This window comes from Myxococcus sp. CA023 (assembly GCF_010998615.1).
Taxonomy (GTDB): domain Bacteria; phylum Myxococcota; class Myxococcia; order Myxococcales; family Myxococcaceae; genus Myxococcus.
The window spans coordinates 18358-36664 of record NZ_JAAEAH010000092.1 but is presented as its reverse complement, the minus strand read 5'-3'; the positions used below and the strand labels follow the sequence as shown (position 1 = coordinate 36664).

Annotated in this window: 15 protein-coding genes and 2 riboswitches; of the genes, 8 read left to right on the top strand and 7 right to left on the bottom strand. The window is 69.9% G+C overall.

The window, feature by feature from the left end; translation table 11 throughout:
- Window positions 1–303: 303 nt before the first annotated feature.
- From F8M74_RS31645 to F8M74_RS31615, 7 genes are all read right to left on the bottom strand, one after another.
- Window positions 304–867 (bottom strand): MarR family winged helix-turn-helix transcriptional regulator, encoded by a 564-nt coding sequence (locus F8M74_RS31645; protein ID WP_141258912.1) that lies wholly within the window; start codon window positions 865–867, stop codon window positions 304–306.
- 240 nt (window positions 868–1107) lie between these two features.
- The gene (locus tag F8M74_RS38220) at window positions 1108–2271 is read right to left on the bottom strand and encodes an ADP-ribosyltransferase domain-containing protein (protein WP_228560583.1); all 1164 of its coding nucleotides are present in this window, start codon (window positions 2269–2271) and stop codon (window positions 1108–1110) included.
- A gap of 203 nt (window positions 2272–2474) precedes the next feature.
- Complete coding sequence (locus tag F8M74_RS31635) at window positions 2475–4178, bottom strand: dipeptidase (RefSeq protein ID WP_141258911.1); 1704 nt, start codon at window positions 4176–4178, stop codon at window positions 2475–2477.
- 155 nt (window positions 4179–4333) lie between these two features.
- Window positions 4334–4684, bottom strand: a complete 351-nt coding sequence (locus F8M74_RS31630) for a helix-hairpin-helix domain-containing protein (protein ID WP_141258910.1) — start codon at window positions 4682–4684, stop codon at window positions 4334–4336.
- Window positions 4681–4932 carry a hypothetical protein gene (locus tag F8M74_RS31625; protein WP_171410524.1) on the bottom strand — a complete coding sequence of 84 codons (252 nt, stop codon included), beginning with the start codon at window positions 4930–4932 and terminating at the stop codon, window positions 4681–4683. Before F8M74_RS31625 ends, F8M74_RS31630 begins: the two co-directional genes overlap by 4 nt.
- A 238-nt stretch (window positions 4933–5170) precedes the next feature.
- A complete protein-coding gene (locus F8M74_RS31620) occupies window positions 5171–7765 on the bottom strand; it encodes an ATP-binding protein (protein WP_141258909.1) in 2595 nt (864 codons plus the stop codon).
- Window positions 7766–7781: 16 nt separating this feature from the next.
- Entirely contained in the window at window positions 7782–9020 is a 1239-nt protein-coding gene (locus F8M74_RS31615; RefSeq protein ID WP_228565846.1) for an FIST signal transduction protein, read from the bottom strand.
- A gap of 96 nt (window positions 9021–9116) precedes the next feature.
- Here F8M74_RS31615 and F8M74_RS31610 point away from each other — a divergent pair, with 96 nt between their 5' ends.
- The 8 genes from F8M74_RS31610 to F8M74_RS31575 all read left to right on the top strand — a co-directional run bounded on the left by F8M74_RS31610 (window position 9117) and on the right by F8M74_RS31575 (window position 18031).
- A complete protein-coding gene (locus F8M74_RS31610; protein ID WP_141257457.1) occupies window positions 9117–10427 on the top strand; it encodes a hypothetical protein in 1311 nt (436 codons plus the stop codon).
- Between the two features lie 248 nt (window positions 10428–10675).
- On the top strand, window positions 10676–11200 hold the full coding sequence (locus F8M74_RS31605; protein WP_228560585.1) for a hypothetical protein: 525 nt from the start codon (window positions 10676–10678) through the stop codon (window positions 11198–11200).
- Between the two features lie 14 nt (window positions 11201–11214).
- Window positions 11215–11496: a hypothetical protein gene (locus tag F8M74_RS31600; protein ID WP_141257459.1), complete on the top strand. Its 282-nt coding sequence runs from the start codon at window positions 11215–11217 to the stop codon at window positions 11494–11496.
- A gap of 141 nt (window positions 11497–11637) precedes the next feature.
- The gene (locus tag F8M74_RS31595; protein ID WP_228560587.1) at window positions 11638–12126 is read left to right on the top strand and encodes an FHA domain-containing protein; all 489 of its coding nucleotides are present in this window, start codon (window positions 11638–11640) and stop codon (window positions 12124–12126) included.
- A gap of 6 nt (window positions 12127–12132) precedes the next feature.
- A riboswitch (cobalamin riboswitch) is annotated at window positions 12133–12380 on the top strand.
- 58 nt (window positions 12381–12438) lie between these two features.
- Window positions 12439–14448 (top strand): TonB-dependent siderophore receptor, encoded by a 2010-nt coding sequence (locus tag F8M74_RS31590; protein ID WP_141257461.1) that lies wholly within the window; start codon window positions 12439–12441, stop codon window positions 14446–14448.
- On the top strand, window positions 14420–16036 hold the full coding sequence (locus F8M74_RS31585; protein WP_141257462.1) for an MXAN_6577-like cysteine-rich protein: 1617 nt from the start codon (window positions 14420–14422) through the stop codon (window positions 16034–16036). Before F8M74_RS31590 ends, F8M74_RS31585 begins: the two co-directional genes overlap by 29 nt.
- A gap of 19 nt (window positions 16037–16055) precedes the next feature.
- Complete coding sequence (locus F8M74_RS31580) at window positions 16056–16949, top strand: ABC transporter substrate-binding protein (RefSeq protein ID WP_228560589.1); 894 nt, start codon at window positions 16056–16058, stop codon at window positions 16947–16949.
- On the top strand, window positions 16946–18031 hold the full coding sequence (locus F8M74_RS31575) for an iron ABC transporter permease (protein WP_141257464.1): 1086 nt from the start codon (window positions 16946–16948) through the stop codon (window positions 18029–18031). Before F8M74_RS31580 ends, F8M74_RS31575 begins: the two co-directional genes overlap by 4 nt.
- A gap of 20 nt (window positions 18032–18051) precedes the next feature.
- Window positions 18052–18264: riboswitch (cobalamin riboswitch) on the top strand.
- Window positions 18265–18307 lie beyond the last annotated feature (43 nt).

Genomic DNA, 18307 nt, shown 5'->3' with positions numbered 1-18307 from the left:
GGGGACGGAGGCGGGAGCTCGGGGCCTGGTGTCTGCGGTGTGTCGAGGTTCACGCTGTCCTGTCCGCTCAGTGACGAGGCAACCCCTGGTGGGGCTGCCTATTTCCCGATTTTCTAGCAGCCGGCCCCTTCTTGCGAAGCATAACGACCCAGGAGCCCATTCGAAGGGCTCCAGGTGTCTGGCGCTGGAAGGAGACACAAGGGCGAGGGTCCGGGAGGTGACGCGGTCCACCGGGCTCGCCCTTCCTACGAAGCCCACCACACGCTTCCCCAGCAGCGGCAAGGGAGCGGGCGGGCCGCCGGCTCATCGGACGACTTGCTTGCGGGCGCCCGCCTCGTCGTACTCGACTTCATGCATGGGGACGCCGCCCAGCTCCTGGGCCAGCGCGGTGAGTACTTCCTGCGTCGCGACGATATTAGACCGCGAAAGGCGCGACAGCACGCGCTGCACCGACGACTCCACCGTGCCCTCGGAGGGGATGTCGAGCGAGCGCCCCTCGTCCGTCAGGGAGAACAGCGCCTTGCGCCCGTCGAGCGGGTCGGACTTGCGCTCCAGCAGGCCCCGCTTCTCCAGGCGCTTGAGCACGCCCGTCAGGGTGCTGGGATGGACGTGGAGGATCTGCGCGAGCATGCCCGCGGTGATGTCGGGGAAGCGCCCCACCAGGCGGATGACCAGGCGCTGTGGACCCGTGAGTCCCAGCGTGGACTCCATGCGCTTCGACGTGGACTGGAGCCCGTGGTCCACGGCCCAGAGCAGTCGCATGAATTCGAGCACTTCACCAAGGGGCGGCCCTTTGTAGGTCCGCTCGCCTTCGTGGGGTCCCAGCGGATCTTCTGCCGGTCCCTTCGGGGATTCTTCTGCTGTCACCTGCTGCCTCCGTGTCTCAAGCCAATGGTTTGAGTCGCAGCAGGTCTATCGCGTCGCCGTCCGACCTGCTGCTGAAAAACCGTTGGCTGTTGACCGCTCGCAAGCCGGACGTCAAGCCGGAGGCTTTTCGAAGGCTCAGGCAGGCCCCGGGCGGCGACATGAGCCCCAGCGGACCCGGTGGGGAGGGCCGCCGTGAGCCATCCCCCCGCCATGAGGGCCGGATACCGGGCGGGCGGGCGCTCAGAGCTCCTCGAGCGTGAGCCGGAGGATGGAGCCCGTGTCGTCCCGGTCCAGGACCTTGAAGGTGGCACCGGGCGGGATGAGCACCTCCTCCTCACCCGGCTTGAGTGAGGCGCCCTGGATGTCGCGGCCCGTCTTGGTCCGGATTTCGAGGATGGCGTCGCCATCGAACTTCGCGTCCGGGTTCTTCGCCGTGCTGGTGAATGCATCCCGGGTGATGACGGCGTCCTTCGTGTAGGCGTCGTAGTACTTCTTGCTGTCGCCGCGGAACACGGTGCCCTGGAACTTCGGCAGCTCGTTGAGGGCCGCGCGGGTGACTGCAATGCCATCCAGGTTGTTGCGCAGCGCCTGAGACGTGGGGCCGGCGCCATTCTTTGCCAGGGGGAAGAGGACCTGGCCGTTGTACGGCTTGAACTTCTCCTGTGTGTATTTGTAGAGGGAGACCTTGCCCTCGTCGGAGAGCCCGTTGATGTTCGCCACGCTGGTGGCCGTCTTCGGGTAGTCCTTCTGGTTCTGCGTCAGGTGGGTGTTCGCCATCTCCACGTAGGGCCCGAACTTCCCCTCCGTGAGCACGCTCATCTGCTTGCGGTAGTTCTCCACCGTGGCGTTGTCCACGGTGAAGCCTTCATTGAATACGTTGGCCAGTTTGACGCGCTCCGCGTCACCCGCCTTCACGTGCGGCCCGCCCTGGGCGAACACCGCGCGGATGAGGTCGGCCTTGGGGCCGACTTCCGCCTTGAGGGTGGCGAAGTCGGCGGAGCTGGCGTCGCCCTGGTTCCGCTGCAGGCCCTGGAGCGCGGAGAAGCCGCCGTCGCTGATGTTCTTGATGGCGCCCCGGGGCACGCCCTGGGACACGAAGGGCGCGATGACCGTGTCATCCCGGAGGACGGCGGGGCCGATCGCGACGGGGACGGTCGTCGGCGGGGTGGTGACGGGCGCCTTCGCGCCGCCCAGCGTGGGAGGCGGGAGCGGCGGCGTGAGGCTCGGGGTGCGGACGGTGTTGGTGGGCGTGCCGGACACGAAGGCATCCGGCGGCGTCGGAATGCCAGTCGACGTCGACGGCGCCGAGGACGTCTTCGGCGGAGGCGGAGGCGGCGGCGTGCCAGTCGTCCGCGTGGGCGTGATGCTGGACGTCTTCGTCGTGTTGTTCGTGATGCGACCCATGGCTCTGTCCCCCTCATCCTGGTGAGTGCCAGGAGGTTGATGTGCGCTTATTCCTCATTCTCGGCGCCGGTGTGGCCGATGTTGTGTCCAGAGGGGGTGGAGCAGGAATCATCAGCCTGATGACGGATGCCTGGGGCTGACGCGCAGGGGACGCAGCGCCGTCCGTGGAGCGGGGAGAAGGCTCCCCGCTCCAGGACGGGGTGTTACGGCGCGGGGGCCACGGTGGGCTTGGGCGCCGGCTTCTGAGCAGGGGCGGGCGCGGGAGCCGGAGCGGCGGCGGGCTCCGCGGGCTTGGCGGGCATCTGCAGCGCCTTGCCATTCTCCTGGACGATGCGCCGGTACCAGGCCTCCTGGTACTTGGGATGGTTCACCTTGCCCATCTCATCGCGCACGTTGCCGTCGATGTACTTCACGAGCAGCGTCTCACCGAGCTTGCGCCAGCGGGTGTGGACCTTCTCACCCTGCTGGAGCGAGTAGTCGGTGAGGTACTGGCGCGCCTCCTCGGGGCTGCGCTTGAACTGCTCCTGGGCGCGCTTCTCGACGTCGGCCTGGTCCGCGAGGAACTGGCCTTCCAGCGCGCCCTGCTCCTTCTGCACGTCATTCACCATGTCGCTCCAGCGCCCGTAGGCCTGGTTCGACACCCAGTTGAACACCCAGAAGGAGGAGTCCCAGGAGAACTCTCCGCGGCTGGCCACGCCCTGCGCGAAGTTGCGCGGCACCTGCCGGATGCCGGCGTACATGGGCGTGTAGACGGTGGTGAAGGTGTCGTCCACGCCGAACCAGAGCACGCCGCCAATGGGCGCCGGCAGCCAGTCCCGCATCTGCGCGACGAAGGAGAAGCCCGTCTGCTGCGTGGAGATGGCGCGCTCATGGACGTACTGCTTGCCGTCCACCTCCCACGTCATCGGCCGCCAGCGGTACGGCGCCGCGTAGGGGCCCGCGCCCACGTCCTTCGTCATGTCCAGCGGCGTGCCCGTGAAGTGGTCCCGCATCAGCGCCATGGTGTCCTGCACGGACAGCTTCTTGTCCGGCTTCACCCACAGCGGCAGCCGCTTCTGGGGCGCCGCGCCGTCCGCGTACTCCGCGCCCAGCTTCATCGACGGCGCCGCGCGCCGGAAGATGCTCCACACGCGCGCCTCGGAGAACCGCTGCCCGCCGAAGTCGATGGGGTTGTACGTCTCCGCGAAGTTGAAGTCCTTGTCCGCGCCCTTGAACCAGCCCTTCGCCCGGGCGAAGGAGATAACATCCGGCGAGTAGAACGTCGTCTGCTTCTCGTTCTGCGGGAACGTGCCGATGCGCGCCTGGTTGGCGTGCGCGGAGAGGTACCCGTCGGGCAGCTTGCGGGCCACCCACACCGCGCCTTTCTCGCCCTTGCCCTTGCCAATCATCTCCAGCAGCCAGGCCTCCTTCGGGTCGGCGATGGAGAACGACTCACCGCTGGAGGCATAGCCGTGCTCGGCGACCAGGGTCGTCATCACCTGGATGGCCTCGCGCGCCGTCTTCGCGCGCTCCAGCGCGATGTACATGAGCGAGCCGTAGTCGATGATGCCCGCGGGACCCGCCAGCTCCTCGCGTCCGCCGAACGTGGACTCGCCGATGGAGAGCTGGTGCTCGTTCATGTTGCCCACCACCGAATACGTCGCGGCGGGCTGGGGGATGCGGCCCAGGAACTTGCCGGTGTCCCACTCGATGATGTCGCGCGTGGCGTCCGGCGCGTGGCGGCGCGCGGGCGTGTAGTACAGCTCGCCGTACAGCTCGTGCGCGTCCGCGGCGTAGGTGATGAAGGTGGCTCCATCCGCCGTGGCTCCCTTGGAGACCAGCATGCTGGTGCAGGCGAGCACGGGCGGAGCAACCAGCGCGGCGGTGACAGGCAGCGCGGTGAGCAGGTTCGTCAGGCGTCGGTTCATGGCGGCGGATGGTACCAATCCACTCCAGGATGGCTACCGCTCCCAAGGGGCGCTTCCCTGTTTGCCCCTCATGGGCCCGTCCACGACAGGGCCGCCGCACCAGGCCACGAGAGAAATCCCGGGCGGCGGCCCCCCATTTGTCGGAGCTTTCAGTCTCAGTCGTTCGTCGCGCTCACCTCCTTTCTCTCAGGAGGGGCGGGCACCTGTTCGACTCGCAGCGTCGTGGGCCCGCTCAGCGCCAGGTGCGCCTTGAGCTTGAGAAACTTCTTCTTGCCGAAGCCCTTCACGCGCACCAGTTCCTCCACGCGTTTGAAAGGCCGCTTCTGGCGGTGCGCGATGATGCGCTGCGCCGCCTTCTCACCGACGCCCGGCAGCAAATCCAACTCCGCCGCGCTGGCCTCGTTGAGGTTGACCGTCCCCGTGTGCTGCGTGCGCAGCTTCGCCGCCTCCGCCACCCCGGGCCCGCACAAGAGCAGGCCCACCATCACCGCGCACAGCGCCCTCACGAGTGGCCACCCACCGGCGCCGCGTCCAGCCCCAGCTCGCCCGCGTAGCGGCCGCCGCTCATTCCCGCCGTGTCGCGCTTCTCCGCCGCCTCGCGGACGTGCAGCTTCCCGTCCAGCGGCAGCACGTCCAGCAACACGTTGAGCGAGCCGTCCTTGTTCACGAAGGCGCTCCCCGCCCGCACCCAGATGCTCCCGCCCTTGCCCTCGCGAATGGAGAAGACCGCCAGTCGCTTACCCGCCGTCAGCATCATCCACCTCCACACTCCGCATCGCGCCACCACGGCGCGGCTGCCTCGTCGGCTTGACCGCCTGAGGTCGGGGAGCGCTTGAGCAGCCGGCGTGCCAGCGGTGTTCTCCTCGGGGCGCTCTCCGCACACCGTGCGCGGATGTGAGAACCGTCCAGCGGCGAGGACGGACAGCGACGCGCCAGTGGCTTCTCAGCGGACGAGAGCGCGGCGCCAGGCACGGGAGGGCGCGAGCGCGCACTCAGGCAGGGTTCGCGTCCAGGTGCATGTCCGCCGGAGCCGGCCGCGGCGCGGCGGGGCCGCTGCGTGGAAGCGCGACCGTGAAGGTGGCGCCGCGTCCCGCCTCGCTCTGGACCCGGACCGCCCCTCCCAGCCTTTCGACGAGCTGACTGACGATGTGGAGGCCCAAGCCCAGCCCTCCGTAGTGGCGCGATGACACCGCCCGCTCGAAGGCCCGGAAGATCAACGCCTGTTGTTCCTCCGGGATGCCGATTCCCTGGTCCCTCACTTCCAGGAGGGCGGTCCTGGCGTCTCCGCCGACCTGGATTTCGATGGGCTTGCCCTCGCCATACTTGATCGCATTCGAGAGCAGGTTGGTGACAATCTGATCGAGCCGCGACCGGTCCCAGATTCCTGGCATCGGCGTGTCGGCATGAACCCGGAGCGTGGCGCCGGAGAGGGCCAGCTCGGGTGCGAAGCGTGCCGCGATGTCTCGGACCAGCGCGGCGAGGTCCACTTCCTCCAGCTCGAGTTCGAGCCGCCCGGCATGGATGCGCGAGACATCGAGCAGCGTGTTGACGAGCTTCGCCATCCGCATCGCCTGGCGTTCAATGCCTTCGACCGATTGGGTCACGGTCTCCGCCGACGCGGTGCGGAGCGCTCCAGACCGGGCGCGGCGCAGCAAGCCCTGCACGGACAACTGGAGGGAGGTGACCGGGGTCTTCAGCTCGTGAGAGGCAACGGAGAGGAACTCATCACGAAGGCCAATGGCCTGCTGGGCTTCCCGATAGAGTCGGGCGTTGTCTACGGCCATGGCCGCGCGGCGGGCCAGCTCCTGCGCGACGGTGAGCTCGGCAAGGCCATAGCGGCTCTCATCGTCCATCCGGGCGAGGGTGAGCGCGCCGAGCGTCCGGCCACGCGCGAGCAGCGGCACCGACAGCCAGGACTGGAACTCGAGGAAGCCGCACTCGAGGGCAGCGGAGCCGCAACCCTCCAGACAGAACTCCGGCTCGCCGCGGCGGAGCACCCGCCCAGGGCCATGCGTGGCATTGAGGTCCGGTGGCGCGTCGGCGTCCTTCGCGGGCCACATGGCCCGCAGTGTCTGGGATTGGGCCACCGCGATTCGCTGGGGGGAATGGTCGTTGTCCAGCAGGTCGACCGCGCACCAGTCCGCGAAGCGCTGGACGGTCAGCGCCGCCACGTTTCGCAGCGCGTCCTCGGGGGCGAGCGAGCCCGCGAGCAGTCCCGAGGCTTCCGCCAGGAACGCGGACCTTCCTTCCTGCTCCTCGGCGCGGGTCCGCGCTTGCTGCTCACGCAGAAAGGTCTGGTCTCGCTCCCGCTCGGCCCGGCGTTGCTCGGTGATGTCGATGCCCGTACCGATGATGTACTCGACCGCTCCCGTCGGGCTGCGGAGGATGTTGCTGGACCATGCGATGAGGCGGCGCTCTCCCGCTCGCGTGAGCCAGCAGCTCTCGTACTGCTCGTGCCCCTGGCCTGCGGAGAGCTGGGCGAAGTCCCGCTCGACCCGCGCCACTTCTTCCGGGGCCTGGAGCTGCTTCCAGAACCGCGCGCCGCGAAGCTCCTCGAAGGAGTAGCCAGTCATCTCCTGGCATGCACGGTTGAAGCGGACGATCCGGCCCTCCGCATCCAGGACGATGAACAACGCGCGGGCTGTATCCAGGACCGCCGAGCTGAAGTCCCGCTCGTGCTGGAGGTCCCGCTCCGTGCGCCGTCGAGCGGTGACGTCCCGGAAGTAGACGGCCCGCCCATAGTAGACGCCGTCAGCACTCACCACCGGGGCGTCGTACCGCTCGAATATCCGCCCATCCTTGAGCCGAAGCTCGTCGTGCCCCGACGCGTCGCGGTGCTCGATGAAGAAGGATGCGCGCGCCGTGAACCGGGCAGGTTCCTCCACGAGCTCCGCCGCCGCACGGCCCCACGCCTCGTAGGATGCGGACAGGAGCTCCTCCTCCAGCCCCCACATCTGCACGAGGCGGCGGTTGTGCGTGAGCGTCCTTCCTTCCTGGGTGGAGATGAGGATGCCCTCGTCGGAGGCTTCGCTCAGGGACTCCAGCAGCGTCTTCTGCTGGTGGAGCGCGCGCTCGCTATCCAGGATGCGGGTGAAGAGCTGCCGGTGCATGAGCGCGGTGCGGAGCACGCCGCCGAGGCGCTCCACCATGCCCCGGTACTGTCGCGGCAGGTGCGGCTCGCGGTCGAAGTACAGCAGCAGCGCGCTGGCGCCGTGCGCCGCGTCCGCCCCGATGATTGGAATGGACCAGCGCACGAGCCCCGGCGATTCCAGCTCCGGAAAGGGCAGGTTCACCTCGGCGGGCCCTGGCTTCCCTCCGGGCTCGGAGCGGGCGGGAATCGGAAGCTGGCGGGACGCAGCGGAGAGTCCACTTGCGCCCTGAAGGATGACCTGCCCCCGCGCGTTCACCTGGACCCAGAGCGCGACCATGCACCCCAGCCGCTCCGCGACACGGTCCATGAAGGCGTCCGCGGGCTTGCTCGGGTCGAAGAGGTCGAGCGCCGCGACGGTGAGCTCCTGGAGCACGCTCAGCAGCGCGAGTCGCTCCTCGGTGAGCTTCCGGTCCTCGTCCTCGCAGGGGTCCGCCATGTCCGACCTCGTCCCCTCACCCTGGAAGGGCGAGCACCACCACCGTCTTGTTGTGGAACTGCGGAACTCCACCTCCCAGGGCCCCCACCTCGCCAAGGGTCAGACAGCCCACGAGCGGCGTGGCCTCCCCGAGCGCCTCCTGGACGCGTGAGAGCTCGTCCCGGATTTCCTCGCCCAGGATGGGGTAGCGCGAGAAACAATCGAACACGACCGCGCCGCCCAGCGCGCCAGGGGTTCCTTTCCGAGCCAGGGTGGCCGCACCCGCGGCCGCGTCCAACAGGTCCGCGCGAGCTCCCTCCATCACTCGGACCAACGAGCCATCAGGTATCTCGGCGACGCATCGGACCGAGCCGTCGGGTCCGATGGAGATTAGTTCGCGAATCACGAACTCTCCATTGGCCTGGGGAATCCCCAGCGGGTGGGTCATCGCGAAGCGGGCGAAGCCCTGCGCGTCCAGCGCGTCTCCGCGGCTCGCGGCCGTGCGCTGGTAGACCTCGAACGCGCTCTCGTAATCGAGCTCGACGGCGGTCGCGCCGTGGGCCTTCGTGACCTGGGTCGGTGGGCCGTATGGAGACCAGCCGTGCTGAATCCCGACGCCTATCGGCGCCTGGGCATCAAATGCAATCACCACCGCCCGGTCCCGGTGTGCCTGCCCACCCATGAACTGGGGCGTCGAGGCGCTCCGGAGGTTGCCTCCCGCTCCGCCCCCCGCCCAGACGACGCCCGCTCCCGCCTCCTGCTGCGCCCCGCGCACGACTTCCGTTGGATTCCCGCTCAGCGCGTCCGGGAAGACGAGCAGCGCACGGCGGCGTCCCGGCGGCATGGGAGGCAGCTTCTCGATGGCCCGCGCCACCGCGTCGCGTCCGGCCGCTCGGGGGTCCTTGCTCACGGGCCCACCCATTCCCGTCCCGACCTGCAAGTCCATCCCGCGGAACAGCGCGACCACCAGTCCTTGGAGCAGCAGCTCGGTTCCCGCGAAGACACCCGCCGCGCAGCATCCGGCCCAGGGAATGTCCCGGAGCTCCCGCCGGAGCGCCGACGCCAGGTCATCCGCGTCATATTGGTCCGTGCAGAGGACCAAGGCGAAGGTGGGCGCGTCCGCGCCTCGCAGCGCCTCCGCGCTCGCCTCCCGGGCGGCGACTTCGCAATCGGGCGAGCAGCTCTTTCCAATCTGCATCCGCATCGCACTGGAATCGATATTCACGCGCGGACTGGCGTGCAGGTGGAGCTGGCTTCGTTCGGCCGAAGCGGGCACCTTTCGGGCCTGCCTCGGTTGACACCCCCCACGTGCGCTCGGTTGTATCTCCGTGCTCATCGAGTGAGCGCAGCGTGCGCTCGAAAGGGGGACCCTGTGAGACGCGGAACCATTCTCTTCGTCCTGGCCGTCGTGACTTCAGTGGGGTGTGGCGATGCCTCGGACCCGGACCCGGGCGGGTGTCCCGAGACGGGCACGGGGACGTTGGAGTTGGCCATCGAGGGACTGCCGGCCTCCGCCAACCCTCACGTCATCATCCGCCGGGGCAGTGAGTCCCGGGAGGTGCGCGCGGGCGGCCGGCTGGCGGGGCTCGCGGCGGGCATGTGGACGCTCTCCCCCGAGCCGGTGGCGGGGAGCGGCGGCCGGGTTCGCGCCGCCTATGACGCGCCGGCCCGTCAGGTATGCGTCTTGGATGGGGAAGCGGCTGAGGCGGCCATCCAATACGCGCTCATCCCCAGCAGCCAGCGGCTGTGGCTGTCCACCAGCAACGGGGCGGCCGAGGTGGAGGCCTTCGCCGCCGCGGACCTGGAGGTCACGGGCGGGCCGTCGGCCTCCGTCCGGCTCGGTTCGAGCCCGGGCATTCCCCGCGCTTCGGGGCTCGCGTTCGACAAGCGTGGCAACCTCTGGGTCGCGCTAGGGTCGGGGGAGCTGCGGCGCTACCCCGCCGGCGACCTGGGCGCCTCTGGCGTCAAGAGCCCCGACATCATCATGAGCGGCGGCGTGTTGAGCGCCGGGAGCCCGGGTCCCATCGCTATTGCATTCGATGCCGCTGGCGACCTGTGGACCTCCATCGGGTTCAGCAACACCGTCATCCGGTTTGGCGCGGCCCAGCTTGTCTCCGGCACCGCTCCGGCGCCGCAGGTCGTGCTGAGCGGGCTGGGAGACCCCTCCACGCTCGCGTTCGACGCCATGGGCAACCTCTGGGTGGGAGACGTGACGGCCGGGGCCTCTCGCGTCCTCAAGGTGGCCGCATCGAGCCTCCAGGCGTCCGGCGCGGTGACGCCCGTCACGAGCATCGACGTGATGGAAGCCGCTCCGGGCAGGAGCTTCGCGGGCCCCGCGGGGCTCGCCTTCGATGGGGAGCGAAACCTGTGGGTTTCCTATGGCGCGAGCGGCGTCGTCGTGCGGCTCACGCCCGAAGACCAGGACGGCTCCGGCGCGGTGAGCGTCGTCCCGGGTATCCAGATTGACGCGGGCGGTCCCAAGGAACTCGCCTTCGACGAAGGCGGTGGGCTCTGGATGGCCTACAACTCCGGGAGGATTTCCCGGCTGAGCCCGAGCCAGCTCAGCATCTCTGGCGCGCCCACGCCCGACGTCGTCATCTCCAGTCCCGACCTCGGGGCCACGCATGGCGTCGCGGTGTATCCCGCCCCCGCGAACCTGCCGCTGTTCCACCGGCTGCCGTGACACGGGCCGGTTGGCGCGGGGAGCTGGCCGCTCGGCACTTTCCGCGCGCAACGAACCGTTGAGTGGCCGGGCGGGGGGCTTCCGTCCCCCGTTGCCAGGACGGTAGCGTTGCCCGCATGGCATCGGGCAACGTCTTGCTGCGACTCGGCGTTTTGGGAGGGCTACTAGCGAGTTCCGCTTCGCTGGCGGCGGACGCGGCGGATGTTCCCCGGGCGGAAGCTGCGCCGGTGGCCCCGGAGTCCTCATCCGTGCAGTGGCAGCTCCTGGCGGGCGGCCTCGCCTCACTCGACGGCTATGCCTCAACGGGTTACCAGGGATGGTTGCTCGGGGCCGGCTGGGAGTTTCCCCGGCTGCGCTTCCGCTTCCAGTTCCTGGCGGGCCTCCCGTCGAGCATGGTGGAGACCCGCACCGAGGTGAAGCTGGAGCAGTACGTCTTCGGCTTCTGGCTGGATACGCCCGTGCTCCGCTCGGGTGAGTGGCGTTGGAGCGTGGGCGCGGGGGCGGGCTTCCTCCTCTTCGGCCGGACCGCTTTTGCCCGCGTGGGCGGACTGGACACCGCTGGCCCCCGCTTTGTCCCCGCGCTCCTCACGGGGCCGGATACCTCCCTGCGCTGGCGTTTCTCGAAGTACTTCGCCGTGGAGGGCTCGCTGGCGATGGACGTCGTCTTCGGCCGTCCCCTCATCGGCTTCCAGAGCGCGCAGGGGTTCGAACCGCTCTATGAGGGCTGGGCCGTCCGGCCGCGACTGAGCGTCGCGATGATGGTCTTCCCGTGAAAGGTGGCCGCCCGATGAACCGCACTGACTTCGCATCGCACGCGCCTCGCGGGACGTTCCGGCACCTGCTCGTCCTGGCACTGCTGGCCTGGAGCGGAGGCTGCGCCGTGGAGGACCCCATCGCGCGGCTGCGTGTCGCGGACGGTGGGACGGGCACCTTCTCCACCGATGACGATGAGGCCTTGCTCCTTGGTGAGGAGGGCCTGGAGCTGGCGCTTCCGGATTGCGCGGAGGTCGAGCCGGATGCCGGCTCGGGCGTGGCTTGCGAGGACTCAGGGACGCAGGACGTTCCGTAGTCGCCTGGTGGCAGGCGTGGGTGGACATCCCACGCGGTGGGACTCGCCGGTGAATCGCACGTACTGAGGCTCCAGGAACTGGCGCCGCCGGAGTCTCGTGTCCATGTTGCGCGCGTCCAGCCGGTGAACAGGAAGGTGCGCGTGTTCCAGCCAGCTCCTCGCGATGCGCGGGCCCATGATGGGAGCTGGCCCGTGTTGCTGTGGGAGCCCGCTTCCACGCAGCCGCGCGGTGGGACGCCCCGGTCATTGGAGAGGGCATCGACGCCCTGCGCCATGGCGCCCGTGGTGCTGGAGGTGCGCCCACGGTTCCGCACGGCGGACGCCGAGGTGACGGTGGGCAGCGGCGCCGAGTGCGACATCGTCCTCGCCGAGCCCACGGTGTCCCGCCTGCATGCGCGCCTTCGTCGTGAGCCGCACACCGGGCTGTGGTGCGTGACGGACCTGGAGAGCGAGCGGGGGACGTACCAGGATGGGGTGCTCATCCTGCCGGGCCGGCCCGCGCCACTGCTGTGCCGCTCCCGGCTCACGCTGGGGAACGTGGAGCTCCTGTTCCTCCAGACGTATGCCTTCGAGCAGTCCGTGCGCGTGTCCTCGCTGACGCCCCCGGTGAGCTTGACCCGCCGGAGGTGACCTCCTACAAAGGGCGCGCCCTTGGGTGCCCATGTCGGGCTTTCAAGAGGGAAGCCGGTGAGAGTCCGGCGCGGTCCCGCCACTGTGAACGGGCAGCCCTGAGGTCAGGGCCGGGGGCTTCGGTTTGTCGCCACTCCATCCGCGGCTGAGCGCCGCTCCGGGGGAAGGCGGAAGTCCTCTTCTGGCATGACGCAGCGTGCGCCAGTCGCCAGAGCCCGTCAGCCAGGAGACCTGCCCAGGGGTGCGGCCGAGCCTTTCGCGGGCCCGGGCGGTTGGCCTTCTCTCTTCGTCGGAGGGAGCGGAAGGCGGAGCATGCGGTGGACCTTCCTCGCTGGGCCTGTCGTGTGCCTGGTGCTCAGCCTTCCATGTCCCGTCAGGGCGCAGCCCTCCGAGGCCGAGCCCGCCCCCGCGCGCACCACGGTGGTTCGCGGTAGGACACCCCCTCCGCCTGAGTCTCCGGAGCGGAGGGACCCGACGGGCGCCATCACCGTCATTGATGCGCGAGAGCGAGCGGGCGAGGCGCGCGACACGGCGGAGTTGCTCGTGGGCTCGGTGGGGCTCGCGGTGCAGGACTCCGGTGGCTACGGACAGAGCAAGAGCCTGGTGGTGCGAGGCGCGTCGTCCAACGGCGTGCTCGTGTTCCTGGATGGCATTCCACTCAACGGCGCGGGCGGCCTGTCGGACCTGTCGCTCATTCCCTCCGCGCTGGTCGAGCGCTTCGAGGTGCTGCGAGGTGGCGCGGGCGCGCGCTATGGCTCCGGTGGCCTGGGCGGCGCCATCAACATCATCACCCGCGCACCGGGGCCGAACCTGCGCACGAGTGGTGAGGTGACCTACGGGAGCTGGAACACGGCGCTGGGCCATGTCGCCGCCACGGGGCCGATGCTGGGCGGACAGGCGCTGCTGCTGGTGCATGCGGGCCGCTCGGACGGTGACTTCGCCTACGACGTGGACGAACTGCCCGCCGTGGACGGCAATCCCCAGGTCTCCGAACGGCGTGCCCGCAACAACGCGCAGGGCGGTGGCGCGCTCCTGCGCTACCGGCGACGGCTCGTGGGGGGCTCGCGGCTGGATGCGCTCGCGGAGCTGTCCCTGGAGGACCGCGCCATTCCGGGCACCGTGCAGAATCCCCAGTCCACCGGAGACCAGGAGCTGGGGCGGCTGGCGCTGGGCCTTCGCTGGTCGGGCGTGCTCGATGGGCTGGGGCAGGGGAGTGCGCGAGGCTTCTTCCGGCGTGATGGCCTGGAGGTGACGGGGCGCATTCCCGGCGCGGGCGGTGCGCAGCGGCACTCGGTGGGCGGCGTGGAGCTGGAGGGCCGCAGGCCGCTGGGAGAGTACCAGTCGCTGACCGTCACGGTGGCGACCTCGGGTGAGACGGTGACTCAGGAGGAGGGCGCACAGGCCTCCTCGTGGTGGCGCGCCAGCGTCATGGCCATGGATGAGGTGCGGCTCTTCGGAGGCACGCTGGACGTGGTGCCTTCGATGCGGCTGGAGCGGGTGGGGCCGTACTGGCTGCTGTCGCCGAAGCTGGGGGCATCCGTCGAACTGGGGCGCGGCTTCGGGCTGCGCGCCAACGCCGGGCAGTCCCACCGCGCGCCGTCCTTCCTGGAGCTGTACATCCGACAGGGGACGCTGTTGCCCAACCCTGGGCTGAAGCCCGAGCGCGCCTTGTACGCGGACGCGGCGGTGATGTGGCGCTCCGGTCCGGAAGACTCCGAGGACGCGGCGCCACGCTGGGGCCTCACGCTGGGCGGCTTCGCGGCGCTGTATGAGAATCTCATCGCCTATGAGCTGTACCCGCCGCTGATGGCGCGCCCGTACAACTTCGACACCGCGCGCGTGTGGGGCCTGGAGCTGGAGGGCGAGGCGCGGCCCTTCTCCTGGCTCCTGGCCAGCACGGGCTACACGTACCTACGCACGGAGAACCGCTATGGGGATCCGCGCTTTTTCGGCAAGGACCTGCCGTACCGTCCCAGACACAAGTGGGTGGGGCGGGTGCGCGCGGGGCCAGACTGGCTCAACGCCCGCGCGGAAGTGCTCTACCAGTCCGCTCAGCTCATCAACCGCACCGGCTCGCTCGATTTGCCATCACGCACGTTGGTGAGCGCGGGCGCGTCCAGCACCTTCCTTCATGGTCCGGACCTCACCCTGTCCGTCGAACTGAAGAACCTCCTCGACGTCCGGACCTTCGACTTCACGGGCTTCCCGCTGCCGGGACGCGCCGTCTACGTGACGCTCGCGGTGGCGCTCGAGCCAGGCGCGTCACCGTCATCCTCATCCACTCGGGAGCCCCATGACTCACCCGCGTCCCCTGTCCCCTGAGCCGTTCCTTCCGACCTTGCTGCTGACGGCCGTGGCGGCGCTGCTGCTCACCGGGTGCCCCGAGGAGGGCGCGGTGTGCACCTCGGGCCTGTCCGTCTGCGGTGACGCCTGCGTGGACCTGAGCGGCGACGTCGCGAACTGCGGCGCCTGTGGCAACGCGTGCGGCGATGGGCAGACGTGTCAGGCCGGCGTCTGTGGCTGTCGTCCGGGGACGGAGTCCTGCGGTGGCGCGTGCGTGGCCACGGCGAGCGATGTCGCGAACTGCGGCGCCTGTGGCAACGCGTGCGCCGCCGGGCTCGTGTGTGAATCCGGCGTGTGCCGCGAAGGCTGCTCCGAAGGCAGCTTGCGGTGCGGGGACTCGTGCGTGGACGTTCGCACGGACGTGCTCAACTGCGGCGCCTGCGGCAACGTGTGTCCGGACGTGCAGACGTGCCACGAGGGACGCTGCGGCTACGACGTGGTGGCGGCCTGCTACACCCACGGGCAGCTCGTGGGCATCCAGGCGGGGACGGACCAGCTCGGGCCGCGGCGTCAGTTCGGTTCGGGCGTGCAGACGCTCGCGTCCTGGGACGGCTATGTGCTGGCCGCGGACGCGACGGCTTCGAAGCTGCTCCAGGCGTCGGGTGGCGCGCTGGGGACGGTGGTGGAGGAGGACTCGCTGGGCGGGGTGGCGGGCTCGCCCAACGACATCCTGGTGGACCCGCCTTATGTCTACGTCGTGGATTCGGTGAACAACACCTTGCAGGTGCTCAAGCGAGAGGGCCCTTCCCAGGGCGCGGGGCTGGGCCTGCGCACCGTGACGCAGGTGAACCTGGGGGCCAACACCAGCCCGCAGGCGCTGGCGAAGTGGGGCACCACGCTGTACGTCCCCTTGTTCGGTACGGGCGGCTCCATGTTCCAGTTCGGCAATGCCGTCGCGCGCGTGGACATCTCCAACCCCGAGCAGCCGCGCAAGGTGGACACGATTTCGCTCACCGGGCTGGACCTGAAGCCCTTCGACGGCGGCACGGTGTTGCCGCTGCCTTACTCCGTCGCGGCGACGGAGACGGGTGTGTATGTGAGCCTCACCAACCTGAATCCCTACAACGGCTACAAGCCCAATGGCCCGGGCATGCTCGCGAAGATCGACCCCGCGAGCGGCAGCGTGAGCGCCATTGACCTGGGCGCGGCGGATTGCCTCAACGCGGGCTACGTGGAGGCCGTGGGTGACCAGCTCGTGGTGGCCTGCCTGGGCGAGGCCGAGTACGACGAGGCCAACGGGCACAGCGCCAGCGCCGTGCGCGCCTCCGGGCTGGTGCTGGTGAAGAACGACGCGCCCGTGGCGGCGTACGCGCTCAAGGCGGGGTGTGAGCCCGGAACGCCGGGCTGCAACCTCTCCGTGGCCAGCCGCTTCGCGGTGGCGGGGGGCGCGGTGTACCTGGCGGACACGAACGCGGGCCGCGTCTTCGTGGTGGCGGTGGAGGACGGGCGGTTGGTGGAGCGCCGCGGCTTCTCTTCGCCCCAGGCGCTGGGGCCCGCGCTGGAGGCGTGCCCCACGGACCCGCGCCGGCCCGTATCCAATGCCATTGACGTCACCGCCCTGCACTGAGGAAGCGCACGCCATGCCGATGAACATGACTTCCACTTCGCGTCTCCGCTCGGGCATGTCCGTCCTGCTCGCCACGGTGCTGTGCCTGCTCACCGGTACGGTGAGCGCGGCGGAGACGTCGAGCCTGAGGACGCTGGGACCGCCAGCGCCTTCCAAGGTGCGGCGCGTGGTGACGCTGGCGCCCTCGCTGTCGGAGATGGTGCTGTCCCTGGGCGCGGGGAGCACGCTGGTGGGGGTGTCCCGCTTCGACGAGGCGAAGGAGGTGGCGAAGCTGCCGCGCGTGGGCGGCTTCACGGACCCTTCCGTGGAGGCGGTGATTGCGCTCAAGCCAGACCTGCTCCTGGTGCAGCCCGGGCCGGGCAACCAGCGTCCGGTGGAGAAGATGGCGGAGCTGGGCGTGCCCGTGCTGCTGCTGCCGCTGCACTCCGTGGCGGACGTGCTCGCGGCCATGCGCGCGGTGGGGAATGCGCTCGGACGGGAGAAGGAGGCGGAGGCGGTGGTGGTAGGCATCGAGGCCACGCGCATGCGCATCCGGGAGGCGGCGAAGAAGCTGCCCGCGCCGCGGGTGCTGTTCGTCTATGGCTTCGAGCCGCTCGTGGTGGCGGGGCCTGGCTCCTTCGCGGACGAGCTGCTCCGGGACGCGGGCGGCATCAACGTGGCGTCGGACGCGAGCTCCGCGTACCCGGTGTACTCGGTGGAGCGCGTGGTGCGTGCCCGGGCCACGGTGGTTGTGGATGCCGCGGACGTGGACGTAGGCAAAGACAAGTTGCGGGCACTGCCCGGTCTGTCCAGCGCGCGCTGGGTGGACCTGCCTTCCATGTCGCTGCTGCAGCCGGGACCTTCGCTGGGGCGGGGACTGGAGGAACTCTTCCGTTTGCTGCATCCGAAAGGAACAGGTAAGGCCGCGCCGTGAGCGAGCCGGCGACATCCCAGCGTGCACATGGCGGAGCGGGAGGCTTTCGCGCCTCGCGCGCGGTGATGTTGTTCGGGGGCTTCCTCGTGTTGGCGGTGGGATGCCTGGCCGTGGCGGTGCGCTTCGGTGAGCAGTCCATCTCCCTCACCGCCGCGCTGACGGAGCCCACGTCCACGGACGCCGTCATCTTCTGGTCGCTGCGGCTGCCGCGCGCGCTGCTGGGGGCCATCGTGGGCGCGGGGCTGGCGGCCTCGGGCGCTACGCTCCAGGGGCTCTTGCGCAATCCGCTGGCGGACCCGTTCGTGCTCGGCGTGTCCGGCGGGGCGGCGATGGGGGCGACGCTGGCGCTCGCGGTGGGGCTCGGCACCGTGGGGGAAGTGGCACCGGGCCTGGGCGGCGCCATGGCGCGTCTGTCCGCGCCCGCGCTCTTCTCCTTCCTGGGCGCGGGGGCCGCCATCCTCTTCGTCCTCTCTGCCAGCCGGGGCTCCGCGTCGCGCGCGCCCTACGCCGCGCTGCTCACCGGCGTGGTGTTCAACGCGTTCGCCTCCGCGGCCATCACCCTGGTGAAGACACTGTCCGCCCCCGACCGGCTGGGGGAAATCCTCTACTGGCTCGCCGGAGCGCTGGGGTACGAGCGCGGCGGCACGCTGGTGCTCTCCGCGCTGCTTCAGGCTGGCGCGATTGGCGTCATGTGGGTGCACTCCGCACGGTTGAACCTGTTGTCGCTGGGTGACGATGACGCGGCGTCCCTGGGGGTTCCGGTGGCGGCGACGCGCCGCTGGTTGCTGCTGGCCGCCAGCGCGAGCGTCGCGGGCGCGGTGGCGCTCACGGGGTTGATTGGCTTCGTGGGCCTCATCGTGCCGCACCTGCTGCGGCTGGCCTTCGGGCCGGACCAGCGGCTGCTGGTGCCACTGTCGGCGCTGGGAGGCGCGGCCTTCCTCGTCCTGTCGGATTTGCTGGCGCGGCTGGCCTTCCCCTTGTTCGGGGCCGAGCCTCCCGTGGGCGTCGTCACCGCGCTGCTGGGAGGCCCGCTGTTCCTCGCGCTGCTCCGGCGGCGGGTGCGTCTGGGGACCAGTCATTGACAATGGCTTGCACCCGCCATATCCCCGCCCGCGTCCTCGGTGTCGCCGTGGAACCACGGTGACTCAAGGGAACCCGGTGTGAATCCGGGACTGCCCCGCAGCGGTGAGCAGGAACGAACGCCGTCACGTGAAGCACTGGCCCGAAGCGGGCTGGGAAGCGACGGCAAGTAGGTGGGTGCTCCGTGCACCCGCGCCTGCGAGTCCGAAAACCTGCCGAAGACCCGTGCCCTTGGCACGGACATCACCGAGGCCTCCGAGGGGAGGCGGCGGGGGCGG